General features: G+C 61.7%; 14 protein-coding genes and 1 pseudogene. 11 read left to right on the forward strand and 4 right to left on the reverse strand.

The window, feature by feature from the left end:
- Positions 1–103: 103 nt before the first annotated feature.
- The 3 genes from KY500_RS04225 to KY500_RS04235 all read right to left on the reverse strand — a co-directional run bounded on the left by KY500_RS04225 (position 104) and on the right by KY500_RS04235 (position 3857).
- A complete protein-coding gene (locus KY500_RS04225; RefSeq protein ID WP_255579781.1) occupies positions 104–1990 on the reverse strand; it encodes a carboxylesterase family protein in 1887 nt (628 codons plus the stop codon).
- Positions 1991–2066: 76 nt separating this feature from the next.
- Positions 2067–3188, reverse strand: coding sequence for a serine hydrolase (locus tag KY500_RS04230; RefSeq protein WP_255579782.1), 1122 nt, complete (start codon positions 3186–3188; stop codon positions 2067–2069).
- A gap of 114 nt (positions 3189–3302) precedes the next feature.
- On the reverse strand, positions 3303–3857 hold the full coding sequence (locus tag KY500_RS04235; RefSeq protein WP_219902465.1) for a small multidrug efflux protein: 555 nt from the start codon (positions 3855–3857) through the stop codon (positions 3303–3305).
- A gap of 205 nt (positions 3858–4062) precedes the next feature.
- On the opposite strand from KY500_RS04235, the gene KY500_RS04240 reads away from it, so the two are divergent.
- The 9 genes from KY500_RS04240 (at position 4063) to KY500_RS04280 (ending at position 13749) form a co-directional block, all read left to right on the forward strand.
- Complete coding sequence (locus tag KY500_RS04240) at positions 4063–4812, forward strand: MerR family transcriptional regulator (protein WP_219902466.1); 750 nt, start codon at positions 4063–4065, stop codon at positions 4810–4812.
- Positions 4813–4989: 177 nt separating this feature from the next.
- Positions 4990–5916, forward strand: a complete 927-nt coding sequence (locus KY500_RS04245; protein WP_219902467.1) for an ABC transporter ATP-binding protein — start codon at positions 4990–4992, stop codon at positions 5914–5916.
- Complete coding sequence (locus KY500_RS04250) at positions 5913–6788, forward strand: ABC transporter permease subunit (RefSeq protein WP_219902468.1); 876 nt, start codon at positions 5913–5915, stop codon at positions 6786–6788. Before KY500_RS04245 ends, KY500_RS04250 begins: the two co-directional genes overlap by 4 nt.
- Before the next feature lie 86 nt (positions 6789–6874).
- The gene (locus KY500_RS04255) at positions 6875–7765 is read left to right on the forward strand and encodes a hypothetical protein (protein ID WP_219902469.1); all 891 of its coding nucleotides are present in this window, start codon (positions 6875–6877) and stop codon (positions 7763–7765) included.
- A 480-nt stretch (positions 7766–8245) separates the two neighbouring features.
- Positions 8246–8503: an AlpA family transcriptional regulator gene (locus KY500_RS04260; protein WP_255579783.1), complete on the forward strand. Its 258-nt coding sequence runs from the start codon at positions 8246–8248 to the stop codon at positions 8501–8503.
- A 6-nt stretch (positions 8504–8509) separates the two neighbouring features.
- Complete coding sequence (locus KY500_RS04265; RefSeq protein ID WP_219902470.1) at positions 8510–9697, forward strand: tyrosine-type recombinase/integrase; 1188 nt, start codon at positions 8510–8512, stop codon at positions 9695–9697.
- 484 nt (positions 9698–10181) lie between these two features.
- On the forward strand, positions 10182–12182 hold the full coding sequence (locus tag KY500_RS04270) for an ATP-binding protein (RefSeq protein ID WP_219902471.1): 2001 nt from the start codon (positions 10182–10184) through the stop codon (positions 12180–12182).
- 59 nt (positions 12183–12241) lie between these two features.
- The gene (locus KY500_RS04275) at positions 12242–13129 is read left to right on the forward strand and encodes a nucleotidyltransferase (protein ID WP_219902472.1); all 888 of its coding nucleotides are present in this window, start codon (positions 12242–12244) and stop codon (positions 13127–13129) included.
- Positions 13126–13749, forward strand: coding sequence for a hypothetical protein (locus tag KY500_RS04280; protein WP_219902473.1), 624 nt, complete (start codon positions 13126–13128; stop codon positions 13747–13749). The genes KY500_RS04275 and KY500_RS04280 overlap by 4 nt, the downstream gene beginning before the upstream one ends.
- 36 nt (positions 13750–13785) lie before the next feature.
- Here KY500_RS04280 and KY500_RS19130 read toward each other — a convergent pair.
- Positions 13786–14169 (reverse strand): annotated as a pseudogene (locus tag KY500_RS19130) (hypothetical protein); the annotation flags it as partial.
- 241 nt (positions 14170–14410) lie between these two features.
- Between KY500_RS19130 and istA the strand changes: the two are divergent.
- A complete protein-coding gene (gene istA, locus KY500_RS04285; protein ID WP_219901596.1) occupies positions 14411–15982 on the forward strand; it encodes an IS21 family transposase in 1572 nt (523 codons plus the stop codon).
- Positions 15979–16731, forward strand: a complete 753-nt coding sequence (locus KY500_RS04290; RefSeq protein WP_219901597.1) for an ATP-binding protein — start codon at positions 15979–15981, stop codon at positions 16729–16731. The genes istA and KY500_RS04290 overlap by 4 nt, the downstream gene beginning before the upstream one ends.
- The last annotated feature ends 247 nt before the right edge of the window (positions 16732–16978 follow it).

The following is a 16978-nucleotide window of genomic DNA, read 5'->3' on the forward strand; positions in this document are numbered from 1 at the left end:
GCATAGAACGAGCAGACACTATGTGGACGGCACCGGGTCAAGTGCAGAGGTATCCGTACCGGGATCACCCAGCGCGGTAACCGGTGGCCCGCAGAGCCTGGTCCTAGCGGATCGGTCCGTTGTGTTGGAGCCAGAAGTCGATCGCTGCACGCCGCGGTCGCGGGGACACAACGCTACCGTCTGGCCCGAATTCCATGACGTCGTCGGAGCCGTGCGCAACCGTCGGCCACGCGGGCAGGCCGGTTCCGTTCGGGTTGCCCGTGCGCACGAAATTGAGCCAGTACCCGCTCATCTGATCGCGGAGCCTGTAGTCGGCCTCCTGGTACACGCTGTTGTCAACGGCACCAAGGTTGTCATACGCGTAGGCAACCTCGGCGCCGTGGTACGCGCCGAACTTCTCGAGTCCCGTGTCCGGAGGTACGTGGGAGAAGTAGTAGAGGTACGCGTCTTCCGTGCCGGTATCGGTTTGTAGTTGTGCCCAGAGGAGCATCGCACGTGTCATGACGCTGTCTGTCTGGGCTCTCAGAGACGAATCGAGGACCTGCTGCTCGGTTTCGCCCGGGTAGAGCCCGAGGAAGCGCTCCGAGTTGTTGCCGTAGGTCTGTTGGACGGACGCCTGATATTCGGACACGCTGATCTGTGGCGGGCTTGCGAGGGCCAGCGACGCTTCGTCTGCGTTGCTTCCCACGAGAGTGGGAACATCCAGCTGCTCTCCCGAGGCGTAGATCTCCGCGGCCGCCTTTTCGAGTACGTACCCGTCGACGGAAGGCCGCCAGTGACCGGCAAGTGAGTCCGATGCATCCAGGATTTGCTCGACGGACATGTCGCGCATGTCCTGTAGGGATGCGTTGCCAAGTGCCGTGCTGACGCGCCGCCCTGCCTCCTCCGCCGCCTCACGTGTATCGAACTGGTCGCCGGCTTCTGTGTCGCCAGTGGTGCCCAGGCACGCGCCGCTGCCGCCGATGATGCCGTCGACCAAACCTTCCGCAAGTGGTGTCGCTCCCAGAATGCACACGCTCTCGCCGCCTGCGGACTCTCCTGCGACGGTCACACGGTCCGGGTCGCCTCCGAAGCCGGCGATGTTGTCTCGAATCCACTGCAGGGCGGCGATTTGGTCGAGAAGACCATAGCTGCCTGAGGCGCCATAGTCCGACTCGGCGGCGAGATCCGGATGCGAGAAGAACCCAAGTACTCCCAACCGGTAGTCGATCGTGACGGTGATCACGTCGCCCCGAGAGGCCAGAGCTTCGCCATCGTACAGAGGCAGCGCACCGGATCCGGTGGCGAAGCCCCCGCCAGGAATGTAGACAAGGACTGGTCGCGGCACCGAGGCGGATGCCGAGCTACGCCAGATATTGAGGGACAGGCTCTCCTCACTCACTGGATACGGGTTGAGGAACGTGTCCTCGAGCGGCATATCGACGACCTGCGAGAGCGCTCGGGTGAGGAACCGGGACGTGCCTTGGACGGGTGCGGATGAGAAGCGGTCCGCGGTGAAGACCTCCGTGCGCGCCGTGAGTGGCTCCGGAGCCAGCCAGCGCAGATCACCCACCGGAGGCTGGGCATACGGGATCCCGGCGAAGATCTCCACCGCACGATCGTCATTGGTCACACCACGAACGGGGCCGTCGTGCGTTGCAACAACGTCGGTGAGCAGCGGATCTGCGCCCCCGGCCTCGCGGACCATCGGCGCCGGGTAGGCAAAGAGGGCAGTTGTGAAAACGATCACCGCGGTAAGCAGCCACGCGCCCACCTGAAGAAGAGCGTGGCCGCGAAGCCATCTTCGGGCAGCGGTGGCCGCGGCCACAATCATGACGCCCACCAACACCCAACCCCACCACGGGCTCCGATTGAGCCACAGAAGTACGGCAGCGACGGCGGTGAGGGGGATGAGCGGCAGCCAAAACCTCATCGTTCTGGCGAACCGTGAGCGCGTGCGCTCTCCAGAGATCATCAGCGTGGCTTCGCCTGAGGTGCGACCGGTTTTCATGATGGGCTCTTGCCTTCCGATCGAGTGTCACCGACTGCCTGCACGCCTGACTTCGACTGAGGTTCGGAATTCTGGTCTAGAGCGAGCAGATGGCGGTGTCGATCAGGCCGCGGAGACGGGCATCCGCTTCTACCGACGTGGGGTTCTGAGTGACCGCAATGGCGGCGGCGCGGCCGTCCTCAGCCGCTGCCACCCGGCTGACGGTGCCGGGCACGTCGCCGCCGTGGCCCCACGCAGTCACCCCGCAGGAAAGCTCAAAGGAGATGAGCCCTAACCCATAGGCGGCACCCTCCCAGAGCGATTCGGCCGGGATCGTCTTTCGCATCTCTTCGAGCTGAGCAGCCGCCACCACGTCTCCTGTCGCGAGTGCGGAATAGAAAGTGGTGAGGTCCTCGGTGGTCGACACCATTGCGCCGGCTGCGTATCCCCAGGAGGGATCGAAGTCCGTGAAGTCGACAGGGGAGTCGCCAAGGGGAATGTAGCTGTGAGGATGATCGCCCCGGATGACTTGTTCGCCCTGGTCCGGGAAATACGTGTCCTTGAGCCCCAGGGGGACGATGATGCGCGTATCGATCTCTTCGGCCAGTGGCCGGCCGGAGACGGCCTCGATGATCAGCCCAGCCAGGATGTAGTTTGCATTGCTGTATTCGAAGCTGGCCCCAGGCGCGTTGGAGACCGGATGCGTGAGCGCGAGGTCGAGTGAAGCCCGAGGTGAGATGTAACGATGCTGCCATTCCAGCAGGTGGTCGCTGATGTCGCCGTCCATGTCGGGCAGCCCACTCGTGTGCTGCAATAACTGACGGACGGTGATGTCGTGTCCACTGACCTGGGGGTGCCGGACGACTCCCGGAAGGTACGTCTCGACATCTGCGTCGAGAGAAATTGCGCCCTCGCCGACCAGTTGCATCACGAGTGCGGCGGTGAAGGATTTGGTATTGCTCCCGATCCTGATCTGGCTATCGGCCCGCACCTTGTCGGGCTCGCCGAGCTCGATCACCCCGGAAGCGTAGGTGCGAACCTTCTCGTTGGAGGCGCGAACGGCGACCAAGCCTGCGGGCCACGCGTCGACGGCCATGGTGTGCGCGAGAGCTGCGCGCACTGGGTCGCGGGGTGTCGTGTGTGGCGTGGCCCCGGACGGAAGGCCGGATAGGGCGAAGACCAGCGCGGATGCCGCGGCGATGGTGTGTGAGAGTTTCATGATTTCTCAATGAGAAGGTATGTGCCCTGCACAGGGTCAAGTGTTTGCGCTGCGTGGGGGTGAGCCGGGCAGCGTCCCTCCCGAATTGAGAGGAACACCGTTCCGGTTTGTCGCTCACAAGCCGAGGAGCCCGAGGATGCCGGACGCTGCGATCGCGATGACACTCGTCCAGAGCACAATCGCGACGATCTGCCACAGCATGACCCAGCCTTTCGAGACGCCTGTGCTGACGAAAAACGCGGCCGTTAGCATCGTGGGGAGGGCGAGAGGGGCGAGGATGCTGGCGCCGGGGACTCCGAACCGGACCATCCAGCGACGGAGGCGGGCCCGGCCCTTCGAGCGTCCGTTCGGCTTTGCGTCGAGCGTTTCAGGCTCGCCTGCGGGCAGCGCATGCCCGCCGGCAGCGACTAATGCGGGCTTCGCCGCACGCCGCGTGACGACGCCTTCGCGGATCCGGGATCCCAAAAAGACCACGCCGAACACGCACAGGATGTTGCCGGTCGCGCCTGCGATTGCGGCTACCACGGGGTTGATGCCCGCGATGATGCCGAAGGCTGTGGCACCTTCGCCCTCGATATATGGGATCGCGCCGGCAACGGCGACGATCACGGGTTGGAGGATGTCGGGAACCTGCTCGATCAAGCTCCGAAGCCACTCGTAGGTGTCCATGTTGAACCTCTCTGGGGATCCCGATCCGGGCCGACCGTTCGGCCGACGCGTGAGATAGCTTTAGCAAAGACCGTGTTCTTGCCACAGGGTCAAGCGAGCGCGACAACCCAGCGGAACCTTGACCCTGTGGCGGGAACATAGTTTTCAATGGTGATCACGAGCGCAGCCGATGCTGCCGGCCGCCAGCGAACGATCGGAGTCTGTGATGACGTGGAGCACGCGCGAGGTGGCGGAACTCGCCGGCACGACGGTGAACACGGTGCGTCATTACCACCAGGCGGGCATGCTCGAACAGCCCGAACGAACATCCAATGGGTACAAGCAGTACGGGCCTCGCCATCTGGTGAGGCTGCTGCAGATACGTCGGCTTCGCGACCTTGACGTGCCCCTCGCGCAGATCGAGTCGATGGATTTCGGCGGAGAGACACCGGCGACGGCTCTGCTGGCGGTTGACGCTGACCTGGCTGCGAGCATCAAGCGACTTACGCGTGCTCGCGCCGAGATCCGGGCGATCCTGGACGGCACAACAGCCACCGATGTGCCGTCAGGATTCGAGCACCTTGCCGGCCGGTTGTCCAGCTCGGAGCGTGCCCTCATGCTCGTGATGTCGCAGCTCTACGACGAGTCGGCGATGGCCGACATGCAAAAGATGGTCGAGGCGGAGGCGGAGGATGCCGGCGTCGAATTCGATGCGCTGCCTCCCGACGCTGATGACGCCACCCGGCAAGAGCTCGCCGAGGCGCTCGCCCCGCAGCTCGCTCAAAACCTCATCGACTATCGATGGCTGCTAGACCCGAAGGCGCATCTTCCCAAGGGTTCGCGGGTTGCTCAGGAGACACTTCTCGAGACCGCCGTGGAACTGTTCAGCGAGTCCCAGCTCGACGTCATCGCACGCGCGAGCGTCATCGCGACCGAGCTGGCCGCTGAGAGCGACACCCCGACCTCAGACGGTTAGACAGGTTCGACGCCAGCGGAGAGCAGTACAGCGTCGCGACGGTCCTCGCCACTCGTCGGTTTGACTGTGTTCTAGGCACATGGAGTTCACTCGAGATCATCGTCGGCGTTGGTCGGCAACTGACGGAAGGCCATTTGACCTGCCGTTTCTGAAGCACAAGAACATGGAGCTCCTCTTTTGATTGAAGCCCACTCTCTGACCAAGCGTTATGGCGCCAAGCTTGCTGTCGACGCCATCAGCTTCACCGCGCGCCCAGGCCTGGTGACTGGATTCCTCGGGCCGAACGGCGCCGGCAAATCCACGACCATGCGGATGATCGTGGGTCTCGACCGCCCCTCGAGTGGGTCGGTGACGGTGAACGGCAAGCCGTACGCCGAGCACCGCGCCCCGCGGCACCAAGTCGGGGCGTTGCTCGACGCCAAGGCGGTGCACGCCGGCCGAACTGCCCGAAACCATCTGCTGGCCATCGCGGCGACGCACCGAATCGGCACGAAACGGGTCGACGAGGTTATCGGCATGACCGGGCTCGAATCGGTAGCGCGCAAACGCGTGGGCGGCTTCTCACTCGGCATGGGCCAGCGACTCGGCCTCGCCGTGGCGCTGCTCGGCAACCCGGCCACCCTTATCCTCGACGAACCGGTGAACGGTCTCGACCCCGAGGGAGTCGCCTGGGTGCGTGTATTCCTGCGCAGTCTAGCCGCCGAGGGGCGCACAGTGTTTCTCTCCTCACACCTGATGAGCGAGATGGCGCAAACCGCCGACCACATCATCGTTCTCGGGCGTGGGAGGGTCGTCGCGGATGCCCCTGTGGGCGACATCCTCGCGAGGGCCGGTGGTGACATCGTGCGGGTCCGTTCTCCCGAGGCAGTGCGTCTCACGGCGATCCTCACGACGGAGGGCGGTGCCATGACAAGCGCCGAGCCCGACCTGCTGTCGGTGGCGGGTATCTCCGCACGGCGGATCGCAGAGTTGGCCGCCGGTTCGGGAATCGCTGTTTACGAGCTCACCCCGATCGCCGGCTCGCTCGAAGACGCCTACATGTCGTTGACCCGTAGCGAAGTCGAATACCAGACGACACAGACACGTGCGGGGGAGAACCGATGAGCTCCACTGCCACGAAGGTCTTCACGCCCTCGGGTCACGATCTTAGGTTCGGCGGCATCCTGTGGTCGGAATGGGTGAAGCTTCGCAGCGTTCGCTCAACGTGGTGGCTGTACGGGATGCTGGTCGCGGTCACCGCCGGTCTGGGCGCACAAATGTCGTCCTCGCACGGATACAACGCTGCGGAACTCGAACCCGAAGGCGTGCAGGCTCTGGGAGTGTTCGCGACCACTGTGAGCACCGATTTCACCGGCCTGATCGTAAGCATTCTTGCCGTGCTCTTCATGGCCGGTGAATACGGATCAGGAATGATCAGCACAACACTGACATCCGTGCCCAAGCGCCTGCCCGCCTTGCTCGGCAAGGCGCTCGTCTTCGCCGTAGCGACGTTCGCGGTGAGCGCCGTCGCCGTCGCGATCACCATCCCCCTCTCGGTGGCCGTGCTGTCCGGTACCGGCATCGACATCGACCTGGGCGACCCGCTCTACTGGCGCGCGCAGCTGGGAGTCGTGCTTTACCTCGTACTGACAGGTCTCATCGCCTTCGCGATCGGCGCGATTCTCCGCAGCACGGCCGGCGGCATCGCGGTGGCGCTCGGACTACTGCTCGCGGCACCGATCGCGTTCGGACTGTTGACGCTCAGTTCGTCGCAGATCTGGATTCAGAACGTCCAGGCACTGCTTCCGACGGAGTTGGGAAAAGCCCTCTTCAGCCACCCCGGTCGGTGGGAGCTCATCGCTCCCGGCGCGCCGATGGAGCCGCTGCCAGCAGGCCTCTGGGTACTCGAACCCTGGCAGGCGGGACTCCTGCTCCTCGCATGGGTGACCGTACTGCTCGCCGTCGCCGCGCCGCATCTCAAACGCCGCGACGCGTGACACCGCCCCGACCGCGGCGGAGCAGTCGTAGTCATTGACGTGCCGAGTCGATCGCGGGGGAGGGATCGATCGGGCAGCACGGCGCCATGGCCTCTGCCTTCGTTGCAATCTTTGCGTTCGCCGCGGGCCGCTGGTTCATGCCACGTCCACGCGGCGCACGACACATGCTGAACGTGCTCGATGCCGCAGCGCTGACCGCAGCTCACTCTGTGATTGCGCTACTGACATGGACGCTGGTGGTCGAGATTCTCGACCGTGCTCTAATCGGCGCCGTAATTTTCGGGCTACCGGGTGTGATCTTGGCCGGGGCTATGGGCGCTACCACCGCCTACGTCGTGTTTCAATCCGCTACACGTATGACGCCGGCATTGATGGCTGTGGTGCTTGCCCTGTTCTTTGTCGAAGGGGTTGTCGCCAGCATGCTCGCGGCGAGCGATCCGCAATGGTGGAACGATGATTTCAGCGCACTCGGTGCCACCGGTGACGCGTCCGCCGCTGCGTTCAATTTGACGCTGATTGTGGCCGGGCTCATCTTCACCACGCTTGGGCGCTGTGCCCCACTCGGAATCCCGACCACTCACGAGCACGGCATCGCCCGTGTGCGAATAAGCCTCGTCGCCATCGGCATTTTGCTCGCGCTCGTCGGGGCATTGCCAGCCCACGCGTTCTATTGGATGCATACCGCCTTCGCGGTCGGCATTGCCGTCGTTTTCGCGGTATTAGTCGCTCTGCTGCCGCGTTGGATTCCCGCGATGCCGACGCCTTTCGTCATGCTCGGATGGCTGATCATCGGCATCCTCGCCGTGCTCCTTGCACTCTTCGGCGTCGGCTATTACACCCTGACCGCCGTTGAACTCGTAGCGGGCACCCTCGTACTGGCGTGGATCAACCTGTTTATTCGTAGTGCAGCGGCAATCCGACGAGACTTTGCGGATGACGCGGCAGCGCCCAAACCAGACCAGGAAAGCGCATCTTAAGTCAGCAGCAGCAGCGCCGACGCGTTGCGAAGCGAGTGAAACCGGGAACGGCGAGGCCAACGTCAGCAGAAGTCTGACGGTGCAGCTCGCCGTGGTGCTGGTGGCGTGCTTCGCGACAGTGCCGTGACGCAGCGTGTCCAGCACGCAGCGTCGACTGGACTTCCGTCACGTCGGAGTGTACCTGCGAGCCTCCGCCCAAGACGATTCTTGGAACTGGAGGAAAATCCTGAAATTATGGAGGAAAACACGTTTTGCGATCTGGCGCGATCCGCGCCGTGCTGCCTTTCGTAAACAGCCCACCAAATGTCCCGGAAACTCAAGGGTTTCCGGGACTTTTTTGGTTAAGAGATTTGATGTTCCCATCACTACCCCATCACTTTCAGCCCATTTCCGCCGCTCAGCCGGCCCTGTCGTGCGAGGCGCTGAGGTCGGTTTCGGTTCCTGCCGATCGTCCAGGATCCTCGTGCGCACCTTCCGGGTATGAGCATTCACAACGAGAACCCCACCTCACCTGCCACCGACGACTGGGGCCTGGAGCCTCTGATGGACGTCCACGAGCTGGCCGCCTACCTCGGCATCCCGATCTCCACCGTCTACGACTGGCGCGTGCACGGCAAAGGCCCCACCGCGTACCGGTTCGGCAAGCACCTCAAGTTCGCCATCTCCGACGTGCGGGCCTGGATCGCCCAACAGCGAGACCCCTCCACCAGCGAGCCCAGGCGCACCGATCGGCGGTGAGCTGAGATGCCCCGGCAGAGGTTGACCATCGGCACCTTCGGCGACATCAGCACCCGCCAGATGCCGAACGGACGCTACGAGGCACGCACTCGCTACCGCGACTGGGACGGCCAGGCACGCCTGGTGCAAGGCACCGGTGCCACCGCCAAGGCCGCCGAACGGGCGCTGAAGGCCAAGATCGCTGACCGGGACCTGTTCCAACCCGGCGACACGAGGTTGTCGCCGGACAGCCTATTCAGAGACCTGGTGGTCTACTGGTTGGAGGACATCGACCTAGAGGACCGGATCTCCCGCACTACCCGGAACCTCTACGAGCGCAATATGCGCACCCTCGTCTCACCCGCCTTCGACCATCTCGCGTTGCGGGAGATCGGCGTGGCCCGGTGCGACAAGTTCATCAAGCAGCTGGCCAAGCTCTCCTACAATCGGGCCAAGCAGGCTCGGGTGGTGCTGCGGCTCGCCCTGGAGCTGGCGGTGCGGCACGAAGTCCTGCCGCGGAACCCGATGGACCACGTCGCTCGCCTCCACCGCGAGCCGCATGTCCCTGCCGCGCTGATGGCGCCGGAAGTGAACGTGATCCGTGCGGCGATCGCGCAGTGGGAGAGCGCCGTCGACCATACGTCGGGTCCCAAGCCCGACGGCCAGCTCGGCGCGATCATCGAGGTGATGCTCGGCACCTCGGCCCGGATCGGTGAGGTCCTGGCTATCCGGCGCCGGGACGTCGACATCACCAGCCCCGTGCCCTCGATCCGCCTGGCCGGCACCATCGTCAGCCGCAAGGGGGAGCAGACCTTCCGGCAGGACCATCCCAAAACCGCCAAGTCCACTCGTGTCGTCGCCATCCCCACCTTCACCTCCGACGCGGTCCGCCGGCGGCTCGCCAAGGTCGGGAGCATGGGCCCGGATGATCTACTGTTCCAGTCCCGGGACGGCACCCCGCTGACCACGGCCAACGTGCGTCGGCAACTCCGGCAGGTGCTCGAGGGCGCGGGCATCAACGGGGTGACCCCGCACATGTTCCGCCGCACCGTCGCCACCGCGGTCAACGACAACGCCAGCATCGAACTCGCCGCCGAGCTACTCGGACACACCGACACCAGGGTCACGGTCATGCACTACATCCAGCGCAGCGAGCTGGTGAACCCGGCCACCGCCGCGCTCCTCGACCGGGCGTTCGCAAAAGATGAAGACTGAGCACGGTGCTGCCGCGACGGCAGCGTGCCACCTGGGGTTTTGCTGTTTCGCAGTGAATGAGTGATGCGCCCACCGAAGCTGTCCCCAATGGTGGTTCGCTCTGGACCTCGAATTATCGGGTGCCGCCACCTGGCGTTTTGCCACAATCCCGAAATCAGGTCGTCTGTTCAAGGCGAGGGACTGTTCATATCTACTTTCCGTTTGCGCCGAGGATCAAGCGTGCACAATCCCCCCATCCTGCGGAAGCAGAAGGGAGTTATCACGTCGTCGGCAGTCATAGCTGGCGGGCTGTCATTCCCGTTAGACACAATCGCGCCTTCGCCTGACCTTTTCATCGTTCTATCGTTCTGTCGTGAGTTCCGCCACGTCCACCTTTGGGAGCGGTATGAAGCCGGCCTAGGTGGGGTGGACCCCACCCGGTTAGGTGACAACGCAACCAGTCATTCCGGTCTTTATGGTCAGACCGAAGTGCCATTCTTAGATCATGGGGAGATTCAAGCTTGAGGCAGCTGCAGATCACGTTCAAGGACTTGCGCACGAAGGCAACGTTGTTCGCGCGGTTCTCGAACTCATTTGGAATGGACTCGACGCCGACGCTTCACGCGTAGACGTGTCGTTGCACCGAAACGAATCAGACGGCATCGTGGGCGTGACCGTCAGTGACACCGGGCACGGCATGTCCTTGGAGGCCGCTGAATCAGCTTTCCGGTGGATCGGTGGCTCTTGGAAGCGGGCAGCGGGGACGAGCCAAGAACAGGGCAGACCCCTTCATGGAAAGTCCGGTCAGGGTCGGCTTCGAGCATTCGCCCTTGGAACCGAGATCCGTTGGACAACGGTGGCTGATGATTCGTCGAAGCAGCGAATGCAAGTGACTATTCGAGCCAGCTCAGCGAATCGCAATGACTTCGAAATCTCAGCTCCGAAACCCAGTTCCGCGCACCGCGGCACTGAGTTTGAGGCCTCTGGAAAGTTCGGACTAGACCGACTGGAGTCCGAAGATGCCCGCGCGAAGATAGTGAGCGACCTTGCTCCGTACTTGATCGCTCGCCCTCAAATCGAGGTGGTCTATGACGGCCGAACTATCAACCCGGCAGAAAATATCGAGCTGGACACGACGAAGGACATTGTCTGGGAGTTCGAAGGCAAGTTGAACGTCGCGAGGCTGCGGATTATCGAATGGGTCAATGCGTCTCGTCGTTCAATTCATTTGTGTGACGCGGCCGGTATGTCAGTGGATGAGCTGGACTCCGCGCCTGCCCCCGATTTTCGATACTCCGCTTACGCCATGTGGGAAGCCATGCATGAACACCAAGGCGAATGGCTGATCGCTGGGATGGAAGGGGGTTCCTCGGAAGTCGGAGGTCTCATTGAAGTCACGGATCGGACTCTTAAGGAGCACTTCATAGAACGTCGTTCACAGCGACGTCGTCAACTAATCGAGGAATGGAAGGTCGAAAAGACTTACCCCTACCAGGGTGAGCCGCAGACGGACGAGCAGGAACTCGAGCGCGCGGCGTTTGATGTAGTTGCGACCACAATCCGTCAGTACGTCCCTAAGGGCAAGAAGCAGCAAAAACTCACCCTAGGCCTTCTCAAGGAATCCTTGCAGCAGCGTCCCGCGGACGTGAGCGAGCTTCTTGACCAGTTTCTCGGTCTGCCTGCGGAGGAGCGTGAGCAACTTGATCGACTCCTGAAACGAACGAGTCTTTCTCGCGTCATAAGAGCGACCACGAGTGTGACAAACAGGTTGGAGTTTCTTCGCGCTCTCGAATTGATGGTCTTTGATCCCGAGGCAAGAAAGGTGGTTGGAGAGCGCGAGAACCTCCACAAGATTCTGGAAAATGAACTCTGGCTCTTCGGCGAGGAATTCAATTTGATGGTTAGCGAACGCGGATTGACCAATGCCTTGGACCGGCATCTTGACCTGCTCGGGGAGACACGGTCGGACAAAACTGCCGTTCGCCGCCTCGACGGAACTAGTGGTCGGCTGGACCTGCTTCTCTCAGTTGCAGCATCTGAACACGATCGGAATCGCCACTTGGTTGTGGAACTGAAGGCCCCAAAAGTGGAGGCGACTGAAAAAGAACTGTCTCAAATAAAGTCCTATGCGAAGGCCGTGGCCGGCGATCCCCGCTTCGCTGACAGCAATACCATCTGGGACTTTTGGCTCATCACGTCCACTGTCAACGACGACGTGCAGCAGGAACGCACACAGCGCAACAGGGCACGCGGAATCGTATTTGAACCAGACTTGCCCAATGCCCCTCAGGCCAAAGTTCGCGTTTGGGTCAAGACGTGGGGAGAACTTATTGAAGAGGCCACGCGCCGTTTGTCCTATTTCCAGGAGAGCCTTCATCACGACACGTCCCTTGAAGATGCGCGCGAGTACCTTGCTCGCAACCACGGCGATGTCGTTCCCGAAGGCCTTATGACCGGCGGGAGCACGCCGCGGGCTGGTGGAGCAGACGAAAACGCAGCGGCCTGAAGTGGAAGGTTTTTCTATTTCAGAAAAGCAAGACATCACTCGGGAGGGGATAACGAGCCATGGTCACAGAATCACAGCTTTCTAGCTGGACGGGTCCGTCTAGTGCAACGGAGCAAGAGAAGCAGGAATCAACCGAAAACATGATTCGTGGCGCTATCAACGCACACGATGCATTTGATGGCTTTAGCTTCACTGTCTACACAAAAGGCTCTTACGCCAATAACACAAACGTGAGATCCGACAGTGATGTTGACATCGTTGTTGAGTGTCAAGAGGTTGAATACTGGGAGGAATACGACAAGTCGCAGGGCGGGCATCCCACGGGATCTCCATACACAGGGATATGGACTCCGGAGAAGCTACGTCAAGAGGTTGGAGCTGCTCTCGACGGAAAGTTTCCTGGAATCATTGAGCCAGGTTCGGTTGCATTTCGAATCAACTCGACCACTTCCAGGGTCGACGCCGACGTCGTTCCCGCCTTCAGCTACAAGATGTACTTTTCAGGCGGGTCGTCGCGAGCCGGAACCAAAGTATTCAAGACCGATGGCTCATCGATCGTCAACTATTCCAAGCTTCAACTTGAGAACGGTCGAGCGAAGAATGTGAGGACGAACCATGCCTTCAAGAAGACGGTCAGAATCCTCAAACGACTCGAGAACGTAATGGTGGACGCGGGCCTCACAGAGGAGATCCCCTCATATCTGATGGAGTGTCTCATCTATGTGTGTCCCGACGATTATTTCTTGCGGCCGACGTGGCGAAGTGTTTTGCAGGGTTGCCTAGCTGACATATTCAACTACACGATGAAGGCAGAGCCTGTTGATCAAGCAGATCGATGGTTTGAAGTAAACGGAGCCAAGTTCTTGTTCCATTCATCCCAAAAATGGACCCGGGCGGAAGTTCACGCATTTGCCAGCGCCGCCTGGGACTACATGGAGTTTGAATGATCAGTCGAACTCTCATCCAAGTAACCGCGGTAGTGGTTTCCATAGTCTTTGTCGCAGGCACATTGCTAACTAGCGGTACGGCAGACACGAGCTTTCTGAGGTTTTTTTCGGTCGCAGTGTTCGCAGCTACCATCGTAATATTTGCTTGGGACAAGTGGCTCTGGAAGTTGCCGGTCTCGCAAATGGTCCCTTCTGTCGCAAGGAATGTGAGCGGAACATGGGAGACCTGTCTCGAGTCGATGTGGGTAGATCCAGCGACCGGCCAGGTCATTAATCCCAAGACCGTGTACGTCGTTATTCGCCAGACCAGTTCACAGATTAGCGTCACGCTGATCTCCAATGAGTCGAAGTCAAAGTCTGCTATCGCAAGACTGGTGCTCGAAGACGCATCCTGGATCCTTCATTACGTGTACACGAATCAGCCGCTTCTCGACCTCCAGCATCGAAGCCCAATTCATCATGGTTCTGGGGTGTTGGAGGTAGTCGGCAATCCAGCGAGGCGTATTGCAGGCAGCTACTGGACAGATCGAAACTCGAGAGGAAAACTATCGCTCGCGCGGCGCTCGGCGCAGCTAGCAGAAGATTTTGAGGACGCGCTGGAACTCTTCAGCCACGCTTAAGGGGTGCTCTCCTTGCCTCCTTTGAAACTCGACTCGTCATTCATCTGATTTCTTCACCGCGAGTCCGTCTGTTGGTTGCCTGAGATGAATTCCATGGGTGTCAGTGTGAGCATGGAACTCTGCCTCCGCCTCGTGTCGTCTAGCGATATCGCTGCTGACGAACAAGACGAAGTCTTCGTTTCGGTCGCTGATTACGATGTCTCCTACGACGTCGGCAGGAGGTTCACCGGGCCAGGACGTCTGACGGGTCGGTCGGTCGCGCTCGAGTCGTGTGCCCGATGTCCCGACCCAGTCGTGGAGTCGTTGGCGGGCGTCGGCGAAGTCGCGGTGCCAGCCGAAGGGTGCCGAGCCGTGTTGGTCCGGGTCATAGGCGCAGAGCCAATGCAAGTGCAGCGCGGAGAGCTCCCAGACGAGCTCGGGACTGCCCCGAGTTCAGTTGACTCAATGGGTTAGTGGTTTCACGCGGCTTTGAGGGCCACGTTTATTGTCTCAAACTCGATTGAGTATTAGCGCTCCTGGGGGCCACCGTTATCGACTTTGGGGGCCACCGGGTGGTGTGGCCGGTAGCGTGCTCGGGGGCCACCGAATATTGCTGTTGGGGGCCATCTGCTTAGCTCCTTCCGCCGCGTGTATAGGCACGCGGCAGAAGGAGTAATCAACAATGGTACGAAGGATCAACGCGAAGCTCGTGCTTCAGCTCAGAGCCGAAGGCATGACGGGGCGCGCGATCGCGATCGCGCAGGGCATGTCGCGCAAGAGTGTGCTGGCGGTGTTCGATGCCGCCGAGAAGGCTGTCATTGGCAGTGACGGTCTTGCCGGTCGTAGCGAGGCCGAGGTGTATGCGCTGCTGTTCCCGGGTCGGGGCGAGCACGAGAGTGTATTCGTGCAGCCTGATTGGGACGGGGTGCACAAAGAGCTCGCCAAGGTCGGGGTGACGCTGAAGCTGCTCCATGGCGAGTACGTCGACCGGTGCACAGTGGCGGGGCAGCCGGCGATGGGTTACGACCGGTTCTGCAAGTCTTACGGGGCACATGCGTTGGTCACTGGGGCGGCGTCTCGGGTGGACCACAAGGCCGGGCGGACGGTCGAGGTCGACTGGTCGGGGCCGACGATGCAGCTCACTGACCCGGTCACCGGGGAGATGTCTCGGGTGTATTTGTTCGTCGCGTGCCTGCCGTTCTCTCGGTATTCGTTCGTCGAGCCGGCGCTGGATATGCGGCAAGACACCTGGCTGCTGGCCAACGTGGCAATATTCGAGTGGTTTGGTGGAACGGTTCCTAGGATCGTGCCCGACAACCTGAAGACCGGCGTGATCAAGCACCCTCGCGAGGGTGAGGTCGTGTTGAACGACGCATACCGCGAAATGGCGGCGCACTACTCGGCCGCAGTGCTGCCGGGCCGCCCCCGGTCACCAAAAGACAAACCATCAGTGGAAAACACGGTCTCCCACGTCGCCACCTGGGTGATCGCCGGGCTGCGTCATCGGCGTTTCGGAACGCTTCCCGAACTGCGCACCGCGATCCACGAACGCATCGATGCCTACAACCGGGAGCCGTTTCAGAAACGCGCCGGCTCGCGCCTGAGCGTGTTCGATAGCGAGGAGAAGGCGTTGCTGCGGCCGTTGCCATCAGCTCCGTATGAGATCAGCCGGTGGATCATGGGGCGCCGGGTGCAGAAGAACGGGCATGTGGTCTGGGAAAAGAACTTCTACTCCGCCCCCTACGCCCAGATCGGCCAGGCCGTCGATCTGCGCATCACCAGCCAAGTGTTAGAGGTTTACCGGAATCATGAGCGGCTCACCAGCCACCTGTTGTTCGGCGAGCATGTCGTGAACGAATACCGCACCAACGATGCCGACCAGCCCCAGGGCGAGAAATATCGGGAGTGGGACACCGTGAGGATCCGGGCCTGGGCGGAGCGGGTCGGCCCGAACATGGTGACCGTGGTGAACAGGATCTTCGAGGCCGTGCCGGTGGAGGAACAGGGGTTCGACGCTGCCCTGGCAGTGCTGCGGCTCAGCCGCCGCTACTCCAGCGCGCGAGTGGAAAGAGCGTGTCAGATCGCATTGGAGGGTCGTGTTCGCTCTCCCCGGTATGCGCACTTACAGCCGATCCTGGAGACCGGGCAAGACAAGACAGGCACCCGCAGGATTCCGCGTTTCGAGCCCACCGAGCCCGAATCTGGCGGATACGTCCGCGGCGCCGACTACTACGCAGGAAGCGGTGCACGATGAGCCGGATCGACATCGAGACCAAACGCAAACTCCGCGAAATGGGAGTGACCACCCTGTTGGACGCGTTCGACGCCCAAGACGACGTCCTGACGCTGGGTTTGGCGTTCGAGGAAAAGATCAAACTGGCCGTCGATGACGCCCACTCCGTCTTCACCCAAACCAAGGTGGAGGGGCTGATCCGCCGAGCGAACCTGCGCTATCCGAACGCGGACCTGCGCCGCCTGGACCTCGTCGAGGAACGCGGCCTCGACCGGTCGATGATCGCCGGCCTGGGCACCTGCTCGTTCATCGACCGGCAGCAGAACGTCGTGTTCCAGGGCTTCACCGGGTCAGGGAAATCGTATCTGGGCTGCGCACTGGCGAAGGCAGCATGCATGCACCGGGTGCGAGCACACTACATCCGGATGCCAGAACTCGAAGAGGCCTGGCAGCTTGCCCGAGACAAGCCGTCTGGGACCACGAAGTTCCTGAACAAGTACGCCGCGTTCTCGCTGCTGGTAATCGACGAGTGGCTCCTGGACGAGCCCGACGAGAGCACCAGGAGCATGCTTCTGGAGCTCCTCGAGCGGCGCTACGACCACGCATCAACGGTGTTCTGCACCCAGTACGCCCAGAAGGATTGGCACCAGCGCCTCGGTTCTGGGGTTCACGCCGACGCGATCATGGACCGCATCGTGCACAACACCATCTGGGTCGAGACCGGCGGCCACAACATGAGAGAACACACCGCCGGCCAGGTCACGGCATAGACACTCGCGCGGTCGGGCGCCACTGGCCCCCGACCGCGCGACTGCACGGCCCCCAAAGGCGATACCGGTGGCCCCCGAAGGCAATATTCACTGGCCCCCAAACCCGCAAATACTCACGATGGGGGTGAGCTTGCTGGCGAGTAGCCGGTGTTGGTACCTCTAGTCCACGTACTTGGTACCCCTTGTTCTGGGTTGTTGGTACTGGTGTGAAGTCTCCGCTTTTCTAGACGCAGCGGTGGCACGTGGG

Origin of the sequence: Cryobacterium sp. PAMC25264, from assembly GCF_019443325.1 — a bacterium.
In the GTDB taxonomy this organism is placed as follows: domain Bacteria; phylum Actinomycetota; class Actinomycetes; order Actinomycetales; family Microbacteriaceae; genus Cryobacterium.